The 23760-nt window shown below is 70.6% G+C and carries 13 protein-coding genes; all 13 read right to left on the reverse strand.

What is annotated here, in order from left to right; genetic code table 11:
• Positions 1-9 precede the first annotated feature (9 nt).
• Complete coding sequence (locus tag DEU36_RS08280; RefSeq protein WP_120263727.1) at positions 10-1674, reverse strand: serine/threonine-protein kinase; 1665 nt, start codon at positions 1672-1674, stop codon at positions 10-12.
• Positions 1671-2972 carry an FHA domain-containing protein gene (locus tag DEU36_RS08285; protein WP_120263728.1) on the reverse strand — a complete coding sequence of 434 codons (1302 nt, stop codon included), beginning with the start codon at positions 2970-2972 and terminating at the stop codon, positions 1671-1673. The genes DEU36_RS08280 and DEU36_RS08285 overlap by 4 nt, the downstream gene beginning before the upstream one ends.
• Complete coding sequence (locus tag DEU36_RS08290; protein ID WP_120263729.1) at positions 2972-3787, reverse strand: PP2C family serine/threonine-protein phosphatase; 816 nt, start codon at positions 3785-3787, stop codon at positions 2972-2974. Before DEU36_RS08290 ends, DEU36_RS08285 begins: the two co-directional genes overlap by 1 nt.
• A gap of 5 nt (positions 3788-3792) precedes the next feature.
• On the reverse strand, positions 3793-4176 hold the full coding sequence (locus DEU36_RS08295) for an FHA domain-containing protein (protein ID WP_120263730.1): 384 nt from the start codon (positions 4174-4176) through the stop codon (positions 3793-3795).
• Positions 4173-6467, reverse strand: a complete 2295-nt coding sequence (locus tag DEU36_RS08300) for a transglutaminase-like domain-containing protein (protein ID WP_120263731.1) — start codon at positions 6465-6467, stop codon at positions 4173-4175. The genes DEU36_RS08295 and DEU36_RS08300 overlap by 4 nt, the downstream gene beginning before the upstream one ends.
• Positions 6464-7891, reverse strand: a complete 1428-nt coding sequence (locus tag DEU36_RS08305; protein WP_120263732.1) for a DUF58 domain-containing protein — start codon at positions 7889-7891, stop codon at positions 6464-6466. The genes DEU36_RS08300 and DEU36_RS08305 overlap by 4 nt, the downstream gene beginning before the upstream one ends.
• Entirely contained in the window at positions 7891-8862 is a 972-nt protein-coding gene (locus DEU36_RS08310; RefSeq protein WP_120263733.1) for a MoxR family ATPase, read from the reverse strand. The genes DEU36_RS08305 and DEU36_RS08310 overlap by 1 nt, the downstream gene beginning before the upstream one ends.
• Positions 8863-8914: 52 nt before the next feature.
• Positions 8915-14986 (reverse strand): Ig-like domain-containing protein, encoded by a 6072-nt coding sequence (locus tag DEU36_RS08315; protein WP_120263734.1) that lies wholly within the window; start codon positions 14984-14986, stop codon positions 8915-8917.
• A gap of 151 nt (positions 14987-15137) precedes the next feature.
• Positions 15138-17513, reverse strand: a complete 2376-nt coding sequence (locus tag DEU36_RS08320) for an excinuclease ABC subunit UvrA (protein WP_120263735.1) — start codon at positions 17511-17513, stop codon at positions 15138-15140.
• Positions 17494-18141, reverse strand: a complete 648-nt coding sequence (locus tag DEU36_RS08325) for a DNA-3-methyladenine glycosylase I (protein ID WP_120263736.1) — start codon at positions 18139-18141, stop codon at positions 17494-17496. The genes DEU36_RS08320 and DEU36_RS08325 overlap by 20 nt, the downstream gene beginning before the upstream one ends.
• A gap of 56 nt (positions 18142-18197) precedes the next feature.
• Entirely contained in the window at positions 18198-20318 is a 2121-nt protein-coding gene (locus DEU36_RS08330; protein ID WP_120263737.1) for an acyl-CoA dehydrogenase, read from the reverse strand.
• A 144-nt stretch (positions 20319-20462) separates the two neighbouring features.
• Entirely contained in the window at positions 20463-22568 is a 2106-nt protein-coding gene (gene recQ / locus DEU36_RS08335) for a DNA helicase RecQ (RefSeq protein WP_259455279.1), read from the reverse strand.
• A gap of 74 nt (positions 22569-22642) precedes the next feature.
• Positions 22643-23179 carry a DUF1697 domain-containing protein gene (locus DEU36_RS08340; RefSeq protein WP_120263739.1) on the reverse strand — a complete coding sequence of 179 codons (537 nt, stop codon included), beginning with the start codon at positions 23177-23179 and terminating at the stop codon, positions 22643-22645.
• Positions 23180-23760: the final 581 nt, after the last annotated feature.

Genomic DNA, 23760 nt, shown 5'->3' on the forward strand with positions numbered 1-23760 from the left:
GTCCAGGCGTCAGGGCGTGCAGCCGCGAACCGCGTCCCCCGCGCCGCCGTTCGAACGCACGAGCTGGACCTCGATGCACGTCCGACCCGAGGGGTCGGCGGGCACGGTGACGGTCTCGTCCTCGACACGCTGCGGTGCACTGGTTCCCTCGAGGGTGACGGGATACCAGAGGTACGAATCGCCCTCGACCGGATTCGGATTCGTCCACGTGAACGTCACCTCGGTGCCCGCCGGCGCACCCGCGAGGTCACCGACGCGCGGGACGAAACCGGCGAGCGGGTCCTGCGGGGCGCTGGAGGGGGATCCGCTCGCCTGGGGTTCGGCGGGCGTGGTCGGCTGGAGCATGCTCGCCACCACCACGACGGCCACGACGAGCGCTGCGGCGACCCCGCCCAGGGTGATCCACAGCCACGGACGCGAGCGGCCGGACGCAGCGGGCGCGGGCGTACCGGCATCGGAGTGCTCGACGTCGTGAACGGCGTCCGAGTGGGACACGGCTGCGGCCGCATCCGCCGCGGCCGCGCCTCGCTGCACCGTCTGGTCCGCGATCGGCTCGACCGTGCGGGGGCGGCGGACCGTGGCCTCCTGCCCGGCGCGGGCCGACGGACGCAGCACGGTCTCGTCGGGGGCCGCCGGTGCGAACGGCGTGCCCGGGGCACCCGGCGCGAAGGGCGACGACGCATCCGGGCCGCCCTTGCGGCGCGTCGACCCCGCGGGCGGGGCGGTCGTCGGTTCGATGCTCACGATGCCCCGGACGCGGGTCAACTCGCCGTCGGCGTCGTCTTCCTGCTCGGCGTCGGGCGAATCGTCGAGGATGTCGATCGGAGTGACCGAATGGGCGAGCTCGATCTGAACGCGCTGCAGGGCGCGGGCGAATGCCACGGCACTGTCGAAGCGTGCTCCGGGGCTCTTCGCCATGGCACGCGCGAGAGCCTGCTGCAGCGACGGCGGGACATCGGCGCGGTCGAGAGGCTGGAGAGGTGCGGTCTCGATGCGCTGGATGAGGTCGGCGGCGCTGTTGCGGCCACCCGGCTGCTCGAAAGGCGAACGGCCCGCGAGCAACGTGTAGATCGTGGCACCGAGGGCGTAGACGTCCGAGCGCACACCCGAATCGGGTCCCTCACCGAACGCCTCGGGCGGCGACCAGGGAATCGACATACCGGCGGTCTCGTCAGCGCCATCAGTCGTCGTGGCGATGCCGAAATCGGTCAGCGCGGGCCGGTTGTACTCGGTCACGAGGATGTTGGCCGGCTTGATGTCGCGATGCAGGATGCCGGCACGGTGAGCGGTCTCGACGGCCGCCGCGACCTGGATGCCGACGCGCAGCGCCTCCGCGACCGAGAACGCCGCGGCGCGATAGCGCACCTGGAGGTTCGGCCGCGGGCAGTTCTCCATCACCAGGTAGGGCCGCTGGTCGTCGGCGAGACCGGCCTGGTAGATCGTCACGATCGCGGGGTGGGTCGAGAGCATCGCCATGACGTTCGCCTCGGCCGTGAACTGCTCGACCGACCCGCCCGCCATCCGCTCGGGCAGCAGCACCTTGACCGCGACCTTGCGTCGAGGCAGATGCTGCTCGTACAGGTAGACGTCGGCGAAGCCGCCGGACCCCAGCAGCTCGAGGTAGGTGAAGCCGGGCAGCTCGGGCGGCGGCGCCGGGGGCCGCTTCGCGCTCACGGCAGATCCTCGAACGCCAGCGTGACACCGTCGCCGATGTCGAGCACGTCGCCCGAGACGACCATCGTCGGCTCGTTCGGGTGCAACCGCACCGGATCGTTGCCGCCGCGCAGCAGCACCGAGCCGTTCGTCGTATCGAGGTCGACGACGAGGACGTGCTCGCCCTCGGCGCGGATCTCGACGTGGTTGCGCGAGATGTCCTGCTCGGGGCTCTCGACCGCGACGAGCGTGGGCAGCGTGTCACCGCTCGATCGCGATGATCGGGGGCGCCGTCCGACGATGACGGTGTTGTCGAGCTCGACGATCTGCCCGTCCGAGACGCGAATCCGTCCGCGTGCGAGGCGCCGAGCGGGCACGATCTCCGTCGACTCGTAGACGGCCGGCTCGCCGCGACGTGCACTGCGGATGTCGGCGACCGCGATCGTCTCGCCGTCGTGATCGCCCGCCGGTGCCGGCGGGGCCGAGACGACGGTGGCGTCGTCGTCGGGGGTGGCGGTCGCGGCTGGGTCGAGCTGCTCGGCGGGAAGGGTCGGCCGCACGACCGTCTCGCCCCAGATCATCGCGTGCTCATCGGCAGCCGCGGTGTCGCCGAGCGGAACGAACGTCTGCGCGCCGGGCGACTCGTCGAACGAGATGTCGTTCTCGCCCAGCACCGGTGCGGCGGCGGGCTCGGGTGCGGCGGCGGGCTCGGGCGTCGCAGCGGGTTCGGGTACGGCGGGCGGCTCGGGTGCGGGCGCGGGGTCGGGCGTGGCAGTCTCCGCCGGCGCGGGCTTCGCGGGCGCGGGAGCCGCTGGCGCGGGAGCCGCAGCGACGAAGGGGCTCGCGGGACGGGCGCCCGGTCGGGCACCCGTCAGGTCGACGGTGACGGAGTCTGCCGCGACGACACCCTCGACGAAGGGCAGCGACGAGGTCTCGTCCGCCGCATCGACGAAGAGCGCCGACGCGCGATGCACGCCCGGGATATGACGCTCGACCCAGGTCGAGACGCCCTGGCCCGAGACCGAGAGCGGACCGGAATCGGTCTCGACGACCAACTCGACCGGTCCACGCACCGCGACGCGCAGCCCGTCGCCTTCGACGATCGCCAGGATGAAGTCGGGGATGGCCGCGAGCGACGTGCCGAACGCGCCCGTGAGCGCCTCGATGACCGCACCGATGCCCCGCTCCTCCAAGCGCCGCCAGACGGCCTCGACCGTCGGGATCGACACGTTCGCCGGCAGCGCGACGGCCGCGGCGGGCGCCAGGGCGACGCGCCAGTGCTCCGCGCCTACCGCCGGCACATAGCGGACCTCGACCATCAGGTGCTCCCCCCTGCGGCCGCTGCGCGCGGCCGGGTGTCTATGTCTGCGTCATCCGATTGCACGGACGGCACGGTGTCGTACACGTCGTCACCGCCGTCCCCGAGCGCATCGACGACGATGACCGTGACGTTGTCACGTCCACCGTGCAGCAGTGCTTCATGCACGAGCCGCTGCGCGGCATCCTGCGGCTCGGTCTCCTCGTCGAGGATACGGGCGATCCGCTCGTCGTCGAGCTCGGTCGACAGTCCGTCCGAACAGACCAGGATGCGGTCGCCGCTCTCGGCGGGCAGCATCCAGAAGTCCGCCTGGCCGACGCTGCCGGCTCCGAGGGCACGGGTGATCTCGTTGCGCCGCGAGTGGCGGGCGGCGGTCTCGGCGTCCATCTGTCCGGAGTCGACGAGCTCTTGCACGACGGAGTGGTCGACGCTGATCTGCTCTAGACGGCCACGGGCCCAGCGGTACGTGCGCGAATCGCCGATGTTCAGGGCCAGCCAATAGCCGGCGTCTCCCACGCGGGTCAGCACGACTCCGGTGAGCGTCGTGCCCGCGGCGCGCTGGCCCGTGGCAAGGGCGTCGATGTTCGAGCGCGCTCGCTCGATCGCGGCCCGCACATCCTGGTTCGTCACCCGGGCGATGCCGACCAGCGGCTGGAACTCGGCGACCGCGGCGGCGCTCGCGCGGGCCCCTGCCTCGTGTCCGCCCATCCCGTCCGCCACGACGAACACAGGCGCGTCCGCGAGGTAGGAGTCTTCGTTCGCCCGGCCGCGCAAGCCGGCGTGCGTCGCCGCCCCATGCCCGACCCGCACCGACATCGGTGTCACCGCACGACCTCGATGACGAGCCACCGATCGCCGAGGTCGAGCCGGTCGCCACTGCGGAGCACGGTCTGCATGCCCGGCACGACGGGAACACCGTCGCTCCCACGCGTCACGACGACGCCGTTCGTCGATGCACGATCGACGACCGCGAGGCCGACGGGATCGAGCGGAACGAGCTCGAAGTGCGTTCGCGACAGCGTCAGCGTCTCGTCGCGCAGCACGATCGCATCGGCACCGCTGGTGCGATGAGGGTCGCGCCCGAAGACGGTACGACCGTAGACGGCCGTGCGGGTGCCGTCATCCCACATCAGCAGCGCACGGGCGCCGCTACGGATGTCGGGAACGCCCGTGAGCGGTTCCGTGTCGAAGATCATCGCGCTCATGCGTCGCCTCCCCGAGTACGTCGGGTGCGGCCGCGCAGGAGCGAGCGCAGACTCAGACGTGCGCGCAGACGACGCCAGACCGACACCCGCCCGCTCATTCCGACGACGATCGCGTCGACCTCACGCCAGAAGGCGTCGACGTCCTCCGGCGTCGGCTCACCCGGACCGAAGACACGGGCATCGGCCGACGTGGCGAGTGAGGTCACGTCGGGCTGCTCCATCGTGGCAGCGACCACCTGAGCGCTCTCGGTACGCGTCGCACCCGAGGCGACGGGGGCGTTGAGGTCGACCGCGCGGTCGATCAGCTCGTCCCATCCCCCGCTGATGCGGTCGGCGGGTTTGTCGGCGTTGCGCCGTCTCGTGCGCCGCGCGGTCTTGACCGCACCCATGATCACGAACGGGGCGAAGATGATCGCGAGGACGCCGATGCCGATGCCGACCGGCGCGAGGATGGCGCCGATCCAATCGAAACCGGGGTCGTCTTCCTCCTCCTGATCGCGGTCGTTCGCGATCGCGGGCGGCAGCTCGGCCGGCTCTTGAGCGGGCGGCGGCGGCTGCAGCACCTGCGGCTTGGGATTGGCCCGCGGGGTCGTCGTCTGCTCGTTCGGCTCGTTGTCCTCGTCGGGTGTCGGATCGAACGGAATCCACCCGTACCCCTCGAACGCCACTTCGACCCACGCGTGGACGTTGTCGCCCGTCGCGGTGAACTCCCCCGCGGTGTCGCCCTCGTCGGGGTGCCATCCCATGACGACGCGCGCCGGGATGCCCAGCTGCGCCGACAGCAGCGCCATCGCGACGGCGTACTGCTCGTCGTCGCCGATGATCTCGTCGCCGCCGAAGAAGCTCGTGATGCGGGCCGCGCCGTGACCGGACGGCGAGTACGGGTCGTCCTCGAGACCGTGGCTGAAGTAGCCGTCCGTCGACAGCCAGTTCGCCAACGCCTGGACCTGCTTGATGGGGGTCTCGGCGTCGCCGACGGCATCCGTGGCGATCTGCGACAGACCGTCGGGGATGCCCTCCTGCTTCGGCATCTTCACCGGCGCGAAGGGTACGTCGGCGAGCGCCTGGTCGCTGGGCAGCACGGGGAACACCGTGTCGACCGTGTACGTCGTCCCGGGGGCGAGTCCCGCGGTGACGGCAGCGGTCCCCGTGGCGTCGTTGTAGTGGGCGGTGCGGCGCAGTTCGTCGGCGCGTTCGCCCTCGAACTCGATCGACCGGACGGCCCCGGCGTCGGGAAGCCACACGCCCCGCAGCTCGTCGATCTCGAACTGCAGCTGACCGGGAACGCCTTCGGCGTCGGGCGACATGTTGGACCGGAGGGGCGTGAACGAGCTCGACGAGCCGGCTCCCTCGTCCGACACGTTGAAGACGATGCCGTTGTACGCGTCCATCGTCGCCAGGCGGATGCGTCCACCGTCCGGAAGACCCTGCACGGTGAACAGCGGCGTCTCCGCGTCATCTCGCACGAGGCCCCGGAATCCCTGCAAGGGGCTGGGGTACTGCTTCACGTCGAAAGGCGGGATCACGATGTCGCGCAGCACGTACCGCGTCGACGGGGGGCTCGCCACCGCGGCGGTCGCGACACCGGCGCCCACGGCCACGGCCACGACCGCCGTCCCCGAGATCAGCCGACGCAGGCGCGTGTGCCGGAGGGTCGCGGCATCCGAGGTCGCCGACGGCTCGATGCGCACGGCGGCGTTGTCGGGGTCCCAGGCCTGTCGCAGCGCGAGCCACACCGACGCGACGACGGCGAAGACGACGCCCTGCAGGACGGGGATCGCGGGCTCGGTCATCCCGAGCAGGATCTGCGTGACCAGGAACGCCGTCACGGGGATCAGGGCCCATGCGGCCTGACGCAGGCGCAGGGCGAGCGAGGCCGTGAGGACGGAGGCGACGAGGGTCAGCAGGAACGGCACGATCAGGTGGCCGTCGTAGGGCGCGACCGGGGCGACCGTCGTGAGCAGGCGCTTCCACGACTGCACCGAGCCGAGAGCGAGCTGGGTCCAGGTCTCGAGCGTCGGGATGACGCCGAAAAGCGCGGTCTGGGGAAGCGCGAGCGCGCCGCCGAAGATGAAGTACGCGGCCACGGTCAGGCCGGCTGCGGGCAGCACGCCCCAGCGGCGGCGGGCGCACAGCCAAGCGATGCCGACGCCGATGACGAGCGCGCCGAACCCCGCGATGAGGTAGGCGCCGCCATCGAACGTCGGTCCGAAGCCGACGATCGCGACGGCGAGCAGCAGCGCGATGGCGACAAGGTCGAGCACGAGCCGGCGGCGCCGCGGCGACATCATGAGAGCACCTTCCGCATCGCGGGAGCGAGCTGGTCGAGCGCGCTGATGGAGATGACGTCGGCATCGCCGACACGGCGCAGCAGCGGCACCTCGGCCGAGCGGTCGGCGACCACGGCGAGCACACGCACCCCCAGGGGCAGTCGCGAACAGGCGAGCTTGAGCTCGGCCGAGTCGGCACCCGAACCGCAGAACAGCACGACGATCGCGATGCCGTGCGAGTTGATCGCGATCGTTCCCGCGAGGGCCACGACCCCTCCGTCGCGCTGGCGCGAGTGCTCGAGAACAGACAGGTTGTCCAGCAGGCGACGCGGCCCCTGCGTGCGCAACGGGCCGCGCTGCGTGCGCGCCTCGAGCATCCGCGAGTCGCGCAGAGCGCGCAGACCGATCGAACCGGCGGCCGAGATCGCCAGCTCGAACTCGTCGGGGTCGGCGTAGTCGCCGGCGTACGTCGAGAGCCCGAGCACGAAGTGCGATCGGCGGGTCTCCTCGTACTGACGCATCATGAGGTTGCCGACGCGGGCCGTGGACTTCCAGTGCACGTGACGCAGGTCGTCTCCGGGCTGGTACTCCCGCAACGCGTGGAACGACACGTCGTCGCTGGCCAGCTGCGTCGAGGGCAGCCCCTCGAGGTCGCGCAGACGCCCGAGCGAGAGCCCCTCGAGGGGGACGGTCCGCGGGTGGACGTAGAGGTCGACGGCCTGACGGCGGTCGCTGCTGCGCTCGAAGAGTCCGAGCGGATCGCCGCGCAGCACGCTGACCGGTCCGACCGCCAGCACCCCGCGCGCGGTGGTGGGAATGGCGAACAGCTCCTCGTGGGCGGCCTGCGGCGCGAGTCGCGGCACATCGAACTCGCCGCGACCGGAACCGACCGGCAGCACGACCCGCGACGGCAGGATCGGCCGCGACGTCCCGTTCACGAGGGTCAGCCCGCCGATCGCACGCTCGCCGACGACGACGTGGGTGCGCGTGAGGTCGAGGTCGACGTCGTAGGCCGTGCCGCCGAAGAGGAAGGGCACGCTCAAGACGACGATGGCGGTGAGGATGACGGCTGCGATGACCATCTCCTGCCATCCGAAGCTGAGCGCGACGAACCAGAGCAGCAGGGTCGCGAACAGCAGCACCCAGCCGAGCGGACGGATCGTCCGGGTGACCAGTCGGATGCCGCGGCGTGCCACCGCCCACCACGACTCGAGCCGCTCACGCCAGACGACGAGCCGCGACGGCGCCTCGGCATTGACCGGTGCGGCGTCGGCCGACAGTGTCGTCGCCCCGACCTGGACGGTCGCGTCGGCGTCGCGCGTCGTGTCGCCGACGGTGCGTGCGTCGGCGGTGCTCCCCGCCGCAGCGGCAGCGTCACCGCCGGCAGCACCGCGGCCCCGGCGCGGACGACGCGTCGGGGTCGGGGCGGCAGGGGGTGTGGCCATCAAGCGTCCGCCCGCGCGAGCGGCGCCTCGACGTCGGCGAGGGCGTTGTTCATGACCGTCTCGGGGGTCGTGCCGGTGAACTCGGCCTCGGGGTCGAGCACGAGGCGGTGAGCCCACACCGGAAGGGCGAGCAGCTTGATGTCGTCGGGCACGACGTAGTGGCGTCCCTGCGCCGCGGCGTAGACCTTCGCGATGCGGATCATCGCGATCGCCCCGCGCACCGAGACGCCCAGACGCGTCGCCGATGCTTCACGCGTGGCCTCGACGATCTGCGCGGCGTATCGGGCGACGACCGGATCGATGTGGACGGTCGCGGCCAGGTCGGCCATCTCACCGACGGCACGCGTGGTGATCACGGGCTTGAGGCTCGCAGATGGGTTGCGGTCGACGGCGCCGACGAGGATGCGCTCCGAGACGGCGAGGGTCGGATAGCCGATCGAGGTCTTGATCATGAAGCGGTCGAGCTGGGCCTCGGGCAGCTTGTACGTACCGGCCTGCTCGATCGGGTTCTGGGTCGCGATGACGAGGAACGGGCGGCCCACCTCGTGCGCGACGCCGTCGACCGTGACACGCGACTCCTCCATGACCTCCAGCAGCGCCGACTGCGTCTTGGGCGACGCGCGGTTGATCTCGTCGGCGAGCACGATCGAGGCGAACACAGGCCCCCGGTGGAACTCGAAGCGCTTGTTCGCCTGGTCGTAGATCGTGACGCCGGTGACGTCGGAGGGCAGCAGGTCGGGCGTAAACTGGATGCGGGTCGACGTGCCCTGCACGCTCGCCGCGATCGCCTTCGCGAGGCTCGTCTTGCCCGTGCCCGGCGCATCCTCCAGCAGCACGTGCCCCTCGGCGATCATCGCCGACAGGACGAGGGCCACGACCTCGCGCTTGCCGAGCAGGGCGGCGTCGACGTTGTCGATCAGGCGCGTGAAGGTGTCGCGGAACCACGCTGCCTGCTCGGGTGTCATGCTCATTCGTTCGTTCTCGTTCCTCGTGGTGAATGGATGCCGGGGGCGGATGCGGGGGCTACCAGCGCGTCGTACCGGTTCGGCCCCAGCCGATGATCTCGGCGGAGATGTCTCGCCCGTCGGCGCCGATCCAGCAGTCGAGCTGGATCGAGCCGTTGGCCGGGACGTCGTACGACGACGGGTAGGTGTTGAACTTCCGGTTGCCGTCGTAGCAGTCGATGCGGTAGTTGCCCGCGGGGAAGTCCTGCGTGTTCACCTTCAGGTGGAAGCAGCCGTTGACGCAGCCGCCGACCGGAGAACCCTTCTCGACCGACGCGCGGGGCTGCGGCGGCGGGGGCGGGTTCGGCGTCGTCACGCTCGCCGAGGCTTCACGCGCCTCGCTGCCAGCGGCGCTCACGCGCACCCGAATCGACTGCGTGCTGCTGTAGCCCACATCGCCGCGCGGGCTGGATCCGCTCGCGTCGACGCGCTGCCATCCGCCGCCGTTGATGCTGATCTCGGTGGTGATGTCGCGACCGTTCCGGGACGGCGACGACCACGACAGCGTGACGCGGTTTCCGTCGCGCGTGGCGCTGGCGGACGGGTTGCCGATCTGACCGTAGGGTGCGACCTGGTTGGAGGCCGCCGAGGGCTCGCCCTCGTACCGCGATCCGTCGGCTGTGGCGACGGCGCGAACGCGCACGGTGTAGGTGCCGTTGTTGTTGACCTGACCGTTGCCGATCGTGCCCGATCCGCCGTTGCCGCCGCCGATCCAGTCGTTGCGCCAGCCGCCGTTGTTGACGGAGTACTGGTAGCTGACCTCACCCGGGTTCGCACCGTTGAGCGGCCCGGCCGTCCACGACACGGTGACGCGGTTGTCGCCTTCGCTCGCGCTGATTCCGGTCGGGGCGCCGGGAGGCGTGAAGGCGCGTCGAGGTGCGGATGCCGCACTCCACTCGCCCCAGCCCGCCTTGTTCTGGGCACGGACGACGAACGTGTAGTCGGTCGTCGAGGTGTCGACGGTGACGGCCTGGCTCGTCTGGCCGGCGGGCACGCTGATGGTGTCGACGGTCGCGCCGCCGCGGCGGACCTGCAGCTGGTACCCCGCGATCGCATCGCCGTTGTTCGCCGGCTGGTTCCAGCTCACCTGCATCTGCGAGCGGTTGCCCACCGGGTTGAGGCGCTGCGTCGACGGTGCGCCGGGAGCGTCCGGCTTGCCGGCGGGCACCATCGCCTGAGACCAGACGCTCCAGCTCGACGGCTCGGGAGCGCGGTTGTGGGCACGCACGCGCACCTGGTACTGCACACCGTTCTGCAGGCCGTCCCACGTGATGGGGCTGCCGGTCACGCCGGTCTTCTCGGCCACACCGGAGGGCGGTGCCGGCGAGATCTGCAGGCTGTAGCTCTCGACGGGCGAGCCCTCCGTGCGCGGAGCCGTCCAGGTGACGTCGACGCTGCGGTCGCCGAACGCGAGCGTCGGCGGGTTGGGGGTGTCGGGCCGCTGGTCGGGACGCGCGGTCTCGGACGGCAGCGACGGGTCGGACTCGCCGACGCGGTTGGTCGCGGTGACCACGAAGTTGTACTCGACGTTGTTCGTCAGCCCGTCGAGCGTGCAGGTCGTCGAGCGGCACTCGCGGCTGTAAGAACCCGACGTCGAGCGCACCGTGTAGCCGGTGATCGACGCGCCGTTGTCGACGGGCGGCGACCACGACATCACGACGGTGCGGCTCTCGACGCTGGTGACCGTCGGCTTGCCGGGCGCGTCGGGACGCCCCTGCACCGTGATGCGGATCTGACCCTCGACCTCGCGATCGGGGTCGCCCGTCGCATCCTGGATCCGGTAGCGGACGACGAGCGTTCCCACGAAGTCCGCACGGCTGGTGACCTCCACGCGATCGCCGGCGACGGTGGCGGAGGCGCCCGATGTCTCGGTGAACGCTCCGACGACCTTCAGCGGCGTCTCCGGGAACGGATTCACATCGTTGTCGAGCACGGAGACCGGAATCGTCGCACCCTGGTCGGCCTGCTCGATGACGTCGGCGTTCGCCGTCGCGAGGGGCCGCGTCGAAGCGGTGACCGTGACCGTGATCGTCGCCGTCACCGGGTCGGACTCGCCGTCGGTGACGCTCACCTGGACCGGCAGCGACGTCCCCTTGGCGACGTCGGTGCTCGCCTGCACCGACAGCACCGAGCCGTCGACGCGCGCCGTGAGCCCGTCGGGCGCTCCGCCGACGATGGCGAACCGGAGGTTTCCGGCGTCGTCCGGGTCGGGGTCGGTCGCGAGGGCGGCGAGGTCGAGGGTTCGCGCGTCCTCGCCCTGCGCGACATCCATCTGCGCACCGATCATGCTCGGCGGCCGGTTGTCGGGTGGCGTGACGGTGATGGGGATCATCAGGGTCGCCTTGCGGCCCTCGGGGTCGTCGGGACCGGAGCCGTCGGTGACCTCGAAGGTGAGTGCGTCCTGACCGAAGTAGTCGGCGGCGGAGGTGTAGACGAGCGTCCGCTCGTCCTTGACGAGGGATGCTCCGTCGGAGTGCGCCGCAGTGACCTTCTCGGCCTCGGTGACGACGACGTCGCGTCCGCCCGAGGCACGCACATACTCCGACAGCGGCAGTTCGACGGTCTCGCCGCTCTGCACGACCAGCGCCTCGGTCGAGATCAGGCTCGGCGGCAGCTCGGCGAGAGAGGGCACGTGGATGAAGGCGGCCGCGGTGAGCTCGTCCTCGTCGGTGATGAAGTAGGTGATGAGCTGTCGCTCGTCGGTCAGCTGCACCGAGACCGTGCCGTTGGGCCGCACGGTCGCGTTCTCGCCGCCGGCACCGAGCGTGACGCGCAGCGCGCTGCGCGTGCCGTCGGGATCGTCGTCGTTGTCGAGCACCGCGACCTCGGCCACGCCGTTCTCGTCGACGTCTTCGGCGCGCACGCGATCGTCACGGGCGATGGGGCGCTGCAGCGGCACGTCGGGGTCGACGGTGATCTGCACAGGAGCCGTGGCCTTCAGCCCGCGCGCGTCCTCGATCGTGTACTGGATGCTGGTGTTCATCGGCACGTCGGGGGCGGTGATGATGACCTGCTCGCCCGATACCTCGGCCGCGAGCCCGTCGACGTCCGGCACCTCGAGTGCGTCGGCGGCGAAGCCGAACAGATCGCCGTCGGGGTCGGAGTCGTTCAGGAGCACCGAGACCGCCACCTGGCGTCCCGGCCGCATGATGACCGCGTCCTTCACCGCGTATGGCGCCTGGTTGGTCGTCTCCGGCGGCGCGACGCCGACCTGGATACGCGCGGTGCCCTCCTTGCCGAGGCGGTCGCGCACCCGGTAGGTGAACGAGTCCGAGCCGACGCTGGTGTCGAAGGCCTCGTAGACGAAGGTGTTCGACCCGGTCTCGACGATACGGCCCTTGCTCGGCGAGCTCGCGATGCCGATCAGCTCGACGGAGTCGCCGTCCTCGTCGATGCCGTCGAGGGGCACGGGGATCGTCACCTTCGAACCGCTCAGGGTGCGCGCGGTGAGGTCGCGCGGGCGCGGCGCCGCGTTGGCGTCGTCCTGCCGGGGCAGGATCTGGATCGTCACATAGGCGCCGGCGCGCTGACCCGAGCTGTCGACCGCCTCGTAGGTGGCGTTGACGGTCTTGGGCTCGTCGCCGGCGCGGAACCGGAGCTTGTCCTCCGAGACGAACACCTGGCCGTCGACCTCGTCGATGAGCGGCGGCACGAGCTCGGGTGAGACGTGCAGCGTGTCGCCGTTGGGGTGCGTGTCGTTCGCGAGCACGTCGATCGTCACGACGTCGCCCACGCGCACGACCGCCGTGTCGTTGTTCGCGACCGGGGGCCGCAGCTTGTCGGGCGCGGGGATCGGGATCACGACGATCTCGCCGGTGGCCGATTGATCGCCGTTGGAGATGGTGTACGACACCCGGGTCTGTTCGCTGAGCGAGCCCTGGTCGGTGATGCGGACGGTCTCGTGGCCGAGCACGGCCGCGGTGACGCCGCCGTCCGGGTCGGCCGTCACCGACTGGACGACGAGGATGCCGCCGGCGGGGTCGGTGTCGTTGCCCAGGACGTTCACCAGCACATCGCCGCCGGCCGGCAGCAACGCGACATCGCGCACCGCGACGGGCGGGAGGTTGGTGTCGGCGGCCGGCAGGACGTCGACACGAACGAGGCCGGGCACGCTGTTCGGGCCCGCCGACACGAGGTAGTCGACGTAGTAGGTGTTCACGACGTCGGAGGTGAACGTGAAGGTCTGCTCGGCGAAGTCGGGCTGGATCGTCGCGCCCTCCACCTCGTCGACGCGCGTCAGACGCAACGGCTCGCGCCCCGCGCTCGTGTCGTTGGTGAGAGGAGAGACGGTGACGGACTGCCCCACCCGGGTCACGACGTGGTCGGCGTTGGTCACGGGCACCGTCGTGCCGGGAGGGCGGACGTCGATGCGGAGGACACCGGCGCCGTCGTCGGTTCCGTCCGACACGATGATGGGGACGTCCTTGCGGCCCTGCACGGCGCCGATCGCGCGATACGTGATCTGGCCGTCGGAGGTGAAGTCGGCCTCGTCGCCGCCGTCGGGCTGGACCGACTTCAGGAAGATGTCGTCGCCGTCCGGGTCGATCCACTCGCTGAGGACGTTGTACGACGTCGTGCCGCCGGCCTCGACGGTCACCGGGGTGACGCGCTGCTGGACCGGCGGGGAGTTCTCGTCGTCGCCTCGCACCGACAGCCGGACGGTGGCCGACGCTTCGCCGCCCCGGCCGTCGTCGGCCTTGTAGGTGAACGACGTCGACCCCGACGCGTCGTCGGGCACCGCGATCTGGAGGGCGCCGCCGTTCTGGATCGGCGAGATCTGGCCGAACGCAGGATCGCTCGTCGCTTCGGCGACGAGCACGTCACCGTCGGCGTCGGTGTCGTTGAAGAGGACGGGGAGCACGGTCGTGCGACCCGGACGAACACCGAACGAGTCGTCCACGGCGATCGGCGGCGTGTTCTCCTCCGTGCGCTCGGGCAGGGCGGTCTCGACCGTCTCTTCGGTCGTCTCCTGCTCCTCGTCACCCGTGCCCTCGGGCGGGGTGATGTCGGTCCAGTTGTCGACGCGCTGCATGTTCTCGCTCGCGAGCCACGCCGCACCGCCGAACACGTCGTTGAGCACGACGACGTCGCGGTTCACGCGGAACTCGAGCTTGGCCGCCGGATCGATGCCCTCGATCTTCTGCACGATGTCGTCGGCGTCGTCGGCGCAGTCGCGGACGAAGACACCCGAACCCGACCACGCCCCATAGGCGCAGCCGCCCACGTAAACGGGCTCGGCAGGTGTGCCCTCGGCGCCGGCCTCGATCGTGGTCGTCTGACCCCCCGGCTGCACCCGCAGCAAGGCGCTGCCGGTACTCACCGTGAGCGTCTCGGCCGAGTTCGACGGGCGCTGCAGGAGCGCGTCGGCGGGAAGGTTCGTCTGCGAGCCGTCTCCTCCGTACAGAAGATTGGTGTCACGGTCGAGCACGAACGGCGTCTGCCCGAGCGATGTGATCGCGAGCTCGTGGTCCTCGGCAATGCCCTCGAGGCGTCGTTCCGCCGTCTGGGCGACGGTGCCGTCACCGATCGGTGCGTAGGCGTAGAGCGACGCACCCGCCGCGGACGCGGCGTAGATCGTGCCGTCGGTGCCGACCGTCGCGGTCGCGTTCTCGCCGAGTTCGGCGATCGGCTCGTTGCCCTCGAAGCTGAAGCCGTTCACGCCGGCGAATTGGACGGTGCGCAGGTCGCCGGCAGCGTCGAGCACGGAGACGGTGTCGGAACCGAGGGCGATCTGCGCGCCGGGCTGCACCTCGGCCGTGCCCGACAGCACCACCTTCGCCGGATCGACCGCCGACATCGCCGAGCCGTCGGAGTCGACCACGACCACGCGAGGACCCGACTGGAGGACGTCGTACTCAGCGGACGTCGTACGCAGGCTTCCGTCGAGCACACGCGACTCGTTGTTGTAGTGCCCCACGAGCAGGCTCGACTGCTTCGTCACCCAGACGCCGCCGTCGTGGAGGTCGACCTCGGTCGTGGGTTCGCCCTCGTACGCGACGGCGAGCGTGCCGATGGTGAGCGCTGCGACGGTCACGATGCCGGCGGAGATGAGCGTTCGCGGGCGTGCCCGCAGCCACGAGGTCGACTTCATTGGGCTCGGCTCCCCCCGGGGCGACGATCATCGGCCCGGCTTCCGGGCTCGCGCTGGTTGAACTGCGGAACCACCCTATGTCAAGAGGGGTGCCGGATTCGGCGGTTGACATGGGGAGTTCTCCCCATGTCAACCCTGGCGGACGTGTGCATCACCGCTCCGGCGCCGCGCTCGTCGCGACGTAGCGCCGCAGATGCTGCGCGGTGAGTGTGTCGGCGGCCGCCACGAGGTCGGCCGGCGACCCCTCGAACACGACCTGCCCGCCGTCACGCCCGGCACCGGGACCGATGTCGATGATGTGATCGGCGTGCGCCATGACCGCCTGATGGTGCTCGATGACGATGACGGAGTTGCCGGCCCCGACGAGCCGGTCGAGCAGGGCGAGGAGGTTGTCGACGTCGGCGAGATGCAGGCCCGTCGTCGGCTCGTCGAGGATGTACACCGAACCCGACGTGGCCATCGAGATCGCGAGCTTCAGCCGCTGTCGTTCCCCGCCGGAGAGTGTGCTGAGCGCCTGGCCGAGCGTGATGTAACCGAGGCCGACATCGATCAGACGCGAGAGGATGCCGCCCGCCACACGTGCGGGCAGCGCCTCGGCCGCCTCGGCTGCGCTCAGCGCGAGCACGTCTGCGATGGTCCGCCCGTCGAGGGTGTACTGGAGGACCTCGGGACTGAACCCCGACCCCTGGCACACGTCGCACTCGGTCTCGACGGATGCGGTGATGCCGAGCTTCGTGACGATGACCCCCAGCCCCTTGCACGCCGGGCACGCCCCCTGCGAGTTGGCACTGAAGAGAGCCGGCTTGACCCCGTTGGCCTTCGCGAACGCCGACCGGATCGGATCGAGCAGGCCCGTGTACGTCGCCGGGCTGCTGCGACGATTGCCTCGGATGGACGACTGGTCGACGACGACGACTCCCTCCCGCCCCGCGAGGCTGCCGTGGATGAGCGACGACTTCCCCGAGCCGGCGACCCCGGTGACGACCGTGAGGGTGCCGAGCGGGACGTCGACGTCGACCGACTTGAGGTTGTTGGCGGTCGCTCCACGGATCTCGATGACGCCGGTCGACGCCCGCACCGTCGGCTTGAGCTGAGCCCGGTGGTCGAGGTGCCGCCCCGTCAGGGTGCCGGATGCCCGCAACTCGGCGACGGATCCGGTGAACTGGATCCGCCCGCCATGGCGTCCCGCCCCGGGACCGAGGTCGATGACGTGATCGGCGACTTCGATGACTTCGGGCTTGTGCTCGACGACGAGCACGGTGTTGCCCTTGTCTCGGAGCCCCCGCAGCAGCTCGTTCATGCGCTGGACGTCGTGCGGATGAAGACCCGCGGTCGGTTCGTCGAAGACGTAGGTGACATCCGTCAGGCTCGACCCGAGATGCCGGATCATCTTCGTCCGCTGAGCTTCGCCGCCCGACAGCGTTCCCGATGAGCGGTCGAGCGAGAGATAGCCGAGGCCGATGTCGATGAAGGACTGCACGGTGGCTCGCAGGCCGGCCAGCAACGGCTCGACGGCGGGGGCGTCGATCGCCCCGAGCCAGTCGGCCAGATCGGTGATCTGCATCGCCGCGGCGTCCGCGATGCTCGCGCCGGCGATCTTCGCCGAGCGCGCGCCCGCGTTGAGTCTCGTTCCGCCGCATGCCGAGCACGGCATGAACTTCACCGCACGCTCGACGAAAGCCCGGACGTGGGGCTGCAACGCGTCGCGATCCTTCTGCAGCATCGATTTCGTGATCCGGGGCACGAGCCCCTCGTAGGTCATGTTGATGCTCTGGATCTTGACCTTCGTGGGCTCTTTGTAGAGGAAGTCCGCGAGCTCGGCATCCGAGTACTCGGCGATCGGCTTGTCGGGATCGAGCAGACCCGACTCGCTGTACCCGCGCACCATCCAGCCGTCGGCGTTGTAGCCCGGAACCTGGATGGCCCCCTCGTTGAGAGACTTCGACCGATCGACGAGTTCATCGATGTCCACGTCGCTCACTTCGCCGAGACCTTCGCAGTCGGGGCACATGCCACCCGTCACCTGGAACGACCGTCGCTGCTCGCGGCCCGCATCGCCGCCCACGGCGATGGTGATCTTGCCGGCGCCGGACACCGAGGGCACGTTGAACGAGAACGCCTGCGGCGACCCTACGAACGGTTCGCCGATGCGGCTGAACAGCACGCGCAGCATCGCGTGGACATCGGTCGCCGTGCCCACGGTCGAGCGCGCGTTCGCGCCCATCCGCTCCTGGTCGACGATGATCGCGGGGCTGATGTTCTCGAGCGAGTCGACGTCGGGCCGCCCGATCTGCGCCATGAACTGCTGCACGAAGGTGGGATAGGTCTCGTTGATGAGACGCCGCGACTCGGCGGCGATCGTGCCGAACACGAGCGAGGACTTGCCCGAGCCGCTCACCCCGGTGAACACCGTGAGACGTCGTTTCGGGATGTCGACGTCGACATCGTCGAGGTTGTTCTCGCGCGCGCCGCGGACGCGGATGACCTCGTGCGAATCGGCGACGATCTCAGCGGATGCGGCGGCCATCGGACATCCTCTCGGTGCGGACCTCCCCATTGTGGGGCTTCGCGACGTCGAGGGCGAGGGTTCGGTGGCATCCCTCGACGTGGTCGTCGACCATGCCGGTCGATTGCATGAGCGCGTACATCGTCGTCGGACCGACGAATCGGAAGCCACGTCGGCGCAGTGCCTTGCTCATCGCCTCGGACTCCGCCGTCACCGGCGGCACGTCGGCCAGTGTCGCGGGGCGAGGCCGGCCCGCCTCAGGAGCGAACGACCACATGAGCTCGTCGAACTCGCCGTCGGCGACGTCGAGCAGCAGCCGCGCGTTCGAGATGGTGGCCTCGATCTTCGCCCGGTTGCGGATGATGCCGGCATCCGCCATGAGAGCCGCGATCTCCGTCGCACCGAATGCCGCCACACGCACCGGCTCGAAGCCGGCGAAGACCTCGCGGAAGCGCGGGCGCTTGCGCAGGATCGTGATCCAGCTGAGCCCCGCTTGGAACCCTTCGAGGCTCAGCTTCTCGAACAGCGCACGGTCGCCGTGAAGCGGGCGACCCCACTCTTCGTCGTGGTAGCGGCGGTACTCGGCGTCGTCACCCACCCAGCCGCAGCGGTCCAGGCCGTCGGGTCCGGTGATGAGGTCGAGCGCCATTCCGCCAGGCTAGCGAGGGCGTCCGACACGGAAGGACCCGATGGCCGGGCCGCGCCTCAGGAGCCCCGCTTTCCCGACTTCGCGAGCGTCTTCTCCGAGACGGGCGCGTTGCCCGACGCGGCGAGGTCGGCGAAGTACTCGTGCGCCTCGCGCTGCCGCTCCGCCTCCGCGCCGGACGCGATGGGAGCGCGGACGTGCTCGGGTGCGAAACCGAAGGCGTCGACGAGATCTTGGGCGTGCGGGCGCAGGCGCGCGCAGAGCCGGTCGATGTAGCTCGTGACGGCGGCTGCCCGCTGAGTCGAGAGGCGACCGTTGATCAGGTACCAGGCGAGGTGCCGCTCGATGAGGGTCAGACCGAAGAGGTCGCGCAGCCACACGAGCACCTGGCGGGTGCCCTCGTCGCCGACGCGCTCGACACCCTGCGCGAACGCCTCCCACTGCAGCAGCTCACCGTGGGCGCGTGCGGCCTCGATCAGTTCCGACTGGTGCTGGTTGAAGACGGCGGCGGCATCCTGCTGCGACATCTTCGACGCGGGACGGAGAGCGGCGGCGATGTCGGCGATCATCTGCTCGACGCGGCCCGTCAGCAGTTCGTGCTGCTGCTCGGCCCGGAGCCCGAGCTCGACCGACCGCGCCATCTGCCCGAAGTCGGCGACCGACTGACCGAGCCGGCGAAGACCGGCACCGTGGAACACGCGCTCGGCCGTCGAGACGGCGGCGAACTTCGCGAGGGACCTGGCGTCGGCGCCCTTGAACTGCTTGGCGTAGTCGCTGAGGAGCCTCTTGCCGACCAGCTGCAGGAGCACGTTGTTGTCGCCCTCGAAAGTGGCGAAGACATCGAGGTCGTGGTGCAGGTCGACCATGCGGTTCTCGGCGAGGAAGCCCTGACCCCCGCATGCCTCGCGGCACTCCTGGATCGTGTCGAGCGCGTTCCACGTCGACAGCGGCTTGAGGGCGGCGGCGAGAGTCTCGAGGTTCTCGCGCCCCTCCGGGGTGTCGGTGCGGCCCGAGAACACGCCGTCGAACGCCTGCAGCAGCTCGTCGTGCGAGAAGAACTGCGCGTAGGTCTGCGCGATCCGCGGCAGCAGACGGCGCTGGTGCCGACCGTAGTCGAGCAGGGTGACCTCTTCGGTGCCGGCGCCGGAGTCGAACTGGCGGCGCTGGTTGGCGTAGGTCACGGCGATGTACTCCGCGAGCGCTGAAGCCGTCGTGGCGGAGCCGTCGAGCGACACGCGCCCCTGCACGAGTGCGCCGAGCATCGTGAAGAACCGGCGGCCCGGGCTGGCGATGTCGGAGCTGTAGGTGCCGTCGGGCGCGACGTCGCCGTAGCGGTTGAGCAGATTCGTGCGCGGGATGCGGACGTGATCGAAGTGGAGACGGCCGTTGTCGATGCCGTTGAGCCCGCCCTTGACCCCGTCGTCCTCTCCGCCGACGCCGGGCAGGAAGTTGCCCTCGTCATCGCGGAGCGGCACGAAGAAGCAGTGGACACCGTAGTTCACGCCGCCCGTGATGAGCTGAGCGAAGAGGGTGGCCGCCTTGCCGTGCACCGCCGCGTTGCCCAGGTAGTCCTTCCACGCACCGCGGAACGGCGTATGGATGACGAACTCCTCGGTCTCGGGGTCGTACGTGGCGGTCGTGTCGATGGCAGCGACATCCGATCCGTGCCCGGTCTCGGTCATCGCGAACGCACCCGGCAGGCGCATCTCCATCGCGTCGCGCAGCCACGCGTCGTGGTGGGGCTTCGTGCCGAGCTGGTGGATGGCCGAGCCGAAGAGGCCCCACTGCACGCCGGACTTGATCTGCAGGCTGGGGTCGGCGAGCACGAGCTCCTGGAAGCCGGCCAGGTTCGCGCCGTTGTCACCGTCGCCGCCGTACTCCTTCGGATAGCCGCGCCCCGAGGCGCCGCGCTCGACGAGCAGGTGGAGCTGCTTGAGCACGCGTTCGCGGTGCTCAGCCATCGGCTCGCCCGGGATCTGCCAGAACACGGGGTCCTTGATCATCTCGCGCGCCTCGCGACGCGTCGCCGCCCAGGTTCCGAGCAGCATGTCGGTGACCGCGTCGATGTCGATGCGCGCCTCGTGCGCCTCCTCCGCGGTATGGGGCGCGGTCGGAGCTCCCCCGGCGGGGGTGCGGTTCTCGGTTGCGGGCTTGTGGGGACGAACAGCGGCGTCGGTCATCGCGTGCCTTTCGACGTCGGAAGGATCGGAGTCGATAATCACAGTAGAACTTCCACAACACCTCGCCAAGCGGGTTGGACGATGGGTACAACGGGATGCCGGTACGTCGGCGACCCGCATTGTGCGACCGCGACATCCGGTCGGTCAGTGCGACGCGACGACGGCCAGCACGGCGTCGCCGTAGGCCTCGCGTTTCTTGGCGCCGATGCCCGTGATTCCCTCGAGGTCGGCCGAGGTGCGGGGCCGACGATCGGCGAGGGCGCGCAAGGTCGCGTCGCCGAAGACGATGTAGGCGGGCACCCCCTGCTCGCGCGCCTGCTCGGCACGCCACGCGCGCAGCGCCTCGAAGAGGTCGCGGTCGCCCTCGGCCACCTGCTCGGCCGCAGCAGCCTTGCGCACCCGCGAGCCGCCGCTGTTCTGCCCTCGTCCGAGCACGTCGCGTCGCAGCGGAACGCCGGTCTCGCCCTTGAGCACGGGGGCTCCGGCATCGCCGACCGCGAGCACACCGTACTCGCCGCGGGCGACGAGGATGCCGCGAGCGAGGAGCTGCCGGATGACGCTGCGCCAGTCCTGGTCGGACAGATCGGAGCCGAGGCCGTACGTCGCCAGCTCGTCGTGGCGCTGCTGACGGATGCGCTCCGTCGACGCGCCGCGCAAGATGTCGACGAGATGGCCGGCGCCGAACGACTGATTGCGTTCGCGCTGAAGCCGGATGATCGTCGACAGCAGCTTCTGGGCGGGGACCAGACCATCCCAGGTGTCGGGCGGCGTGAGGCACGTGTCGCAGTTGCCGCAGGGCTCGGAGTCCTGACCGAAGTAGCCGAGCAGATTCTGTCGGCGGCACGCGACTGTTTCACACAGGGCGAGCATCGCGTCGAGGTGTTGCCCCATGCGCATCTTGAAGGTGCGGTCGCCGGGGCTCTGGTCGATGAGGCGCCGCTGCTGCACGACGTCCCCCAGGCCATAGGCCATCCAGGCGATCGACGCTTCGCCGTCGCGCCCGGCTCGGCCCGTCTCCTGGTAGTACCCCTCGACGGACTTCGGGAGGTCGATGTGGGCCACGAACCGGACGTCGGGCTTGTCGATGCCCATCCCGAACGCGATCGTCGCGACCATGACGACGCCGTCTTCGCGGAGGAACCGCGACTGGTGGGCAGCACGCATCTCGGCCGGCAGCCCCGCGTGGTACGGCAACGCGTCGAGCCCCTGTGCGGCGAGATAGTCGGCCGTCTGCTCGACCGACTTGCGGCTGAGCGCGTAGACGATGCCGGCCGAGCCCTCGGGCATCGAGCGGATGAACGTGACGAGCTGTCGCCGCGGATCGACCTTGGGTTCGATGCGGTACTGGATGTTGGGCCGGTCGAAGCTCGCGACGAAGTGACGCGCCTGCGGCAGCCGAAGCCGCTCGGTCAGCTCCTGGTGCGTTGCGCGGGTGGCGGTCGCGGTGAGGGCCATACGCGGCACCCCGGGGAACCGCTCGTCGAGGTCGCCGAGGGAAAGGTAGTCGGGCCGGAAGTCGTGGCCCCACTGCGAGACGCAGTGCGCCTCGTCGATCGCGATGACGCTCAGGGCTCCGCGCTGCAGCAGCTGCGTCGTCTGCGGCACGCTCAAGCGCTCGGGCGCCACGTAGAGCAGGTCGAGCTCGCCCGCGAGGTAGGCCTGCTCGACGCCCGCGCGTTCGCCCGGAGACTGCGTGGAGTTCAGATAGGCGGCGCGCACGCCGTTGGCGATCAGAGCGTCGACCTGATCGTGCATGAGCGCGATGAGCGGACTGACGACGAGGCCGGTGCCCGGGCGCACGAGCGCGGGCACCTGGTAGGTGATCGACTTGCCTCCGCCTGTGGGCATGAGGACGACGGCATCCCCGCCACCGATGACATGCGAGACGATGTCGCCCTGGTCGCCGCGGAAGTCGTCGTAGCCGAAGACCTCTTTGAGCACCGCGCGCGGGTCGGTCCCGACGAAGTCGCGTCGGGCGAGGGAGAGGACGGCGGCGGGAGCTGCGGTCGCGCCCGGGTGTGCGGTCCGGGCCGGAGCGGCGGTGCGGGCCGGAGCTGCGGCGCGGCGGGCTGGGGCGCTCGACTCAGGGGCTGCAGCGCGGTCGCGAGTGGCGCGGGCGACAGCGGCGCCGTACCCGTCGAACTCGGGCGGCGGCGGTGCGTCGAAGTCTTCGGGCGGCGCGAACTCGTCGGGGTTCCAGTCGAGGTCGGCGTAGGGATCGACATCCCGGGGCTGCTGCTCTCGACTCACTCGATTCACGATAGCCGCGGCATCCGACATCCTGCTGGGCGCGTCCCCAGACGCAGGGGCGTCGCACGCCCCCGTCAGCACCACCGTTCGGCGAGGGTCGTGACGACGCCGAGGTTGCGGTTGGTCGCGACACCGAGGAGCTTCGCCGCGCCCAACGGGTCGACGGCGCCGTCGCGGTACCCGGGTTCGAGGAGCGCATGGACCGCGCGACCCCGCACGAGCATGCGCCCGGAGGGAGCGGCGAGGGCTTCGACCCGGTCGACGGTGTCGGCATCGAGCTCGTCCTTGAGCAGGTAGACGTAGTGACGGGCCAGGCCCGGGTTCGCGTCGCTCACCGCGAGCGCCTCAGCGGCGAGCGCGGCGAACTCATCGGCCCGGAACGTGATCGTCGGAACGTCGAACCCCCGGTCGACCGCGTACGCCCGCTCGAGGGTCCGCTCGATCTTCGCCCGGGAGCGCATCCGCGTCTCGAATCGGATGTTGCCGGTGTTGATGTGCGTGGCGACGTCATCGAAGCCGACGCCCTCGGTCACGCGGCGGATGTCGTCCTTCGGGAACACCCGCGTCGCGCCGAGGTTGATCGCCCGCAGGAACCCGAGATGTGTGGCCACAGCCTCATCATGCCCCGGGCCCGCGACATCCGCGGCTGCGCAGCCCGCACCGGGGCAGTCAGCCTGTCGGCGGTCGCGCGACCCAGCGGCCCCGCCCCGACGCGTCCCGTGAACAGGTTGGCTCACCCGAAGTCGCGCCCGCGACACCGCAAACCGGCGCGCAGCCTGTCGCCGGCACCGTTGCCCGGTGTACTCCTCCCCGCCGTCCGGCCTGGCCACCCGCCCCGGGCCGGTCGCCGCGCCCGACCGGCTCCACCCTCGGCCGGCACCGCCCTCCCGGCTCGCCGGCTCCGCGCCCGGCCGGCCCGCCCTACCGACCCGCCGGCTCCACGCACTACCGGCCCGCCCTACCGACCCGCCGGCTGGGCGCGTCCCGCCAACAGGCTCAGCCGCGGTATCCGGGCCCCAACCGGGCCGAGCTCCACGCTCAGCCTGTCGACGGCACGGCGCGCCCGCCGAACCGGAGGCGAGACCGAGCGGGGGCAGACGGCCGCGGACCACTCCCGCCCGTCTTCGCGGACCGCCGACCACGTCCCGCCAACAGGCTCAGCAGCTGTACTCGAGCCTCAACCAGGCCCAGC

The sequence above is a fragment of the Microbacterium sp. AG238 genome, from assembly GCF_003610405.1.
Lineage (GTDB): Bacteria > Actinomycetota > Actinomycetes > Actinomycetales > Microbacteriaceae > Microbacterium.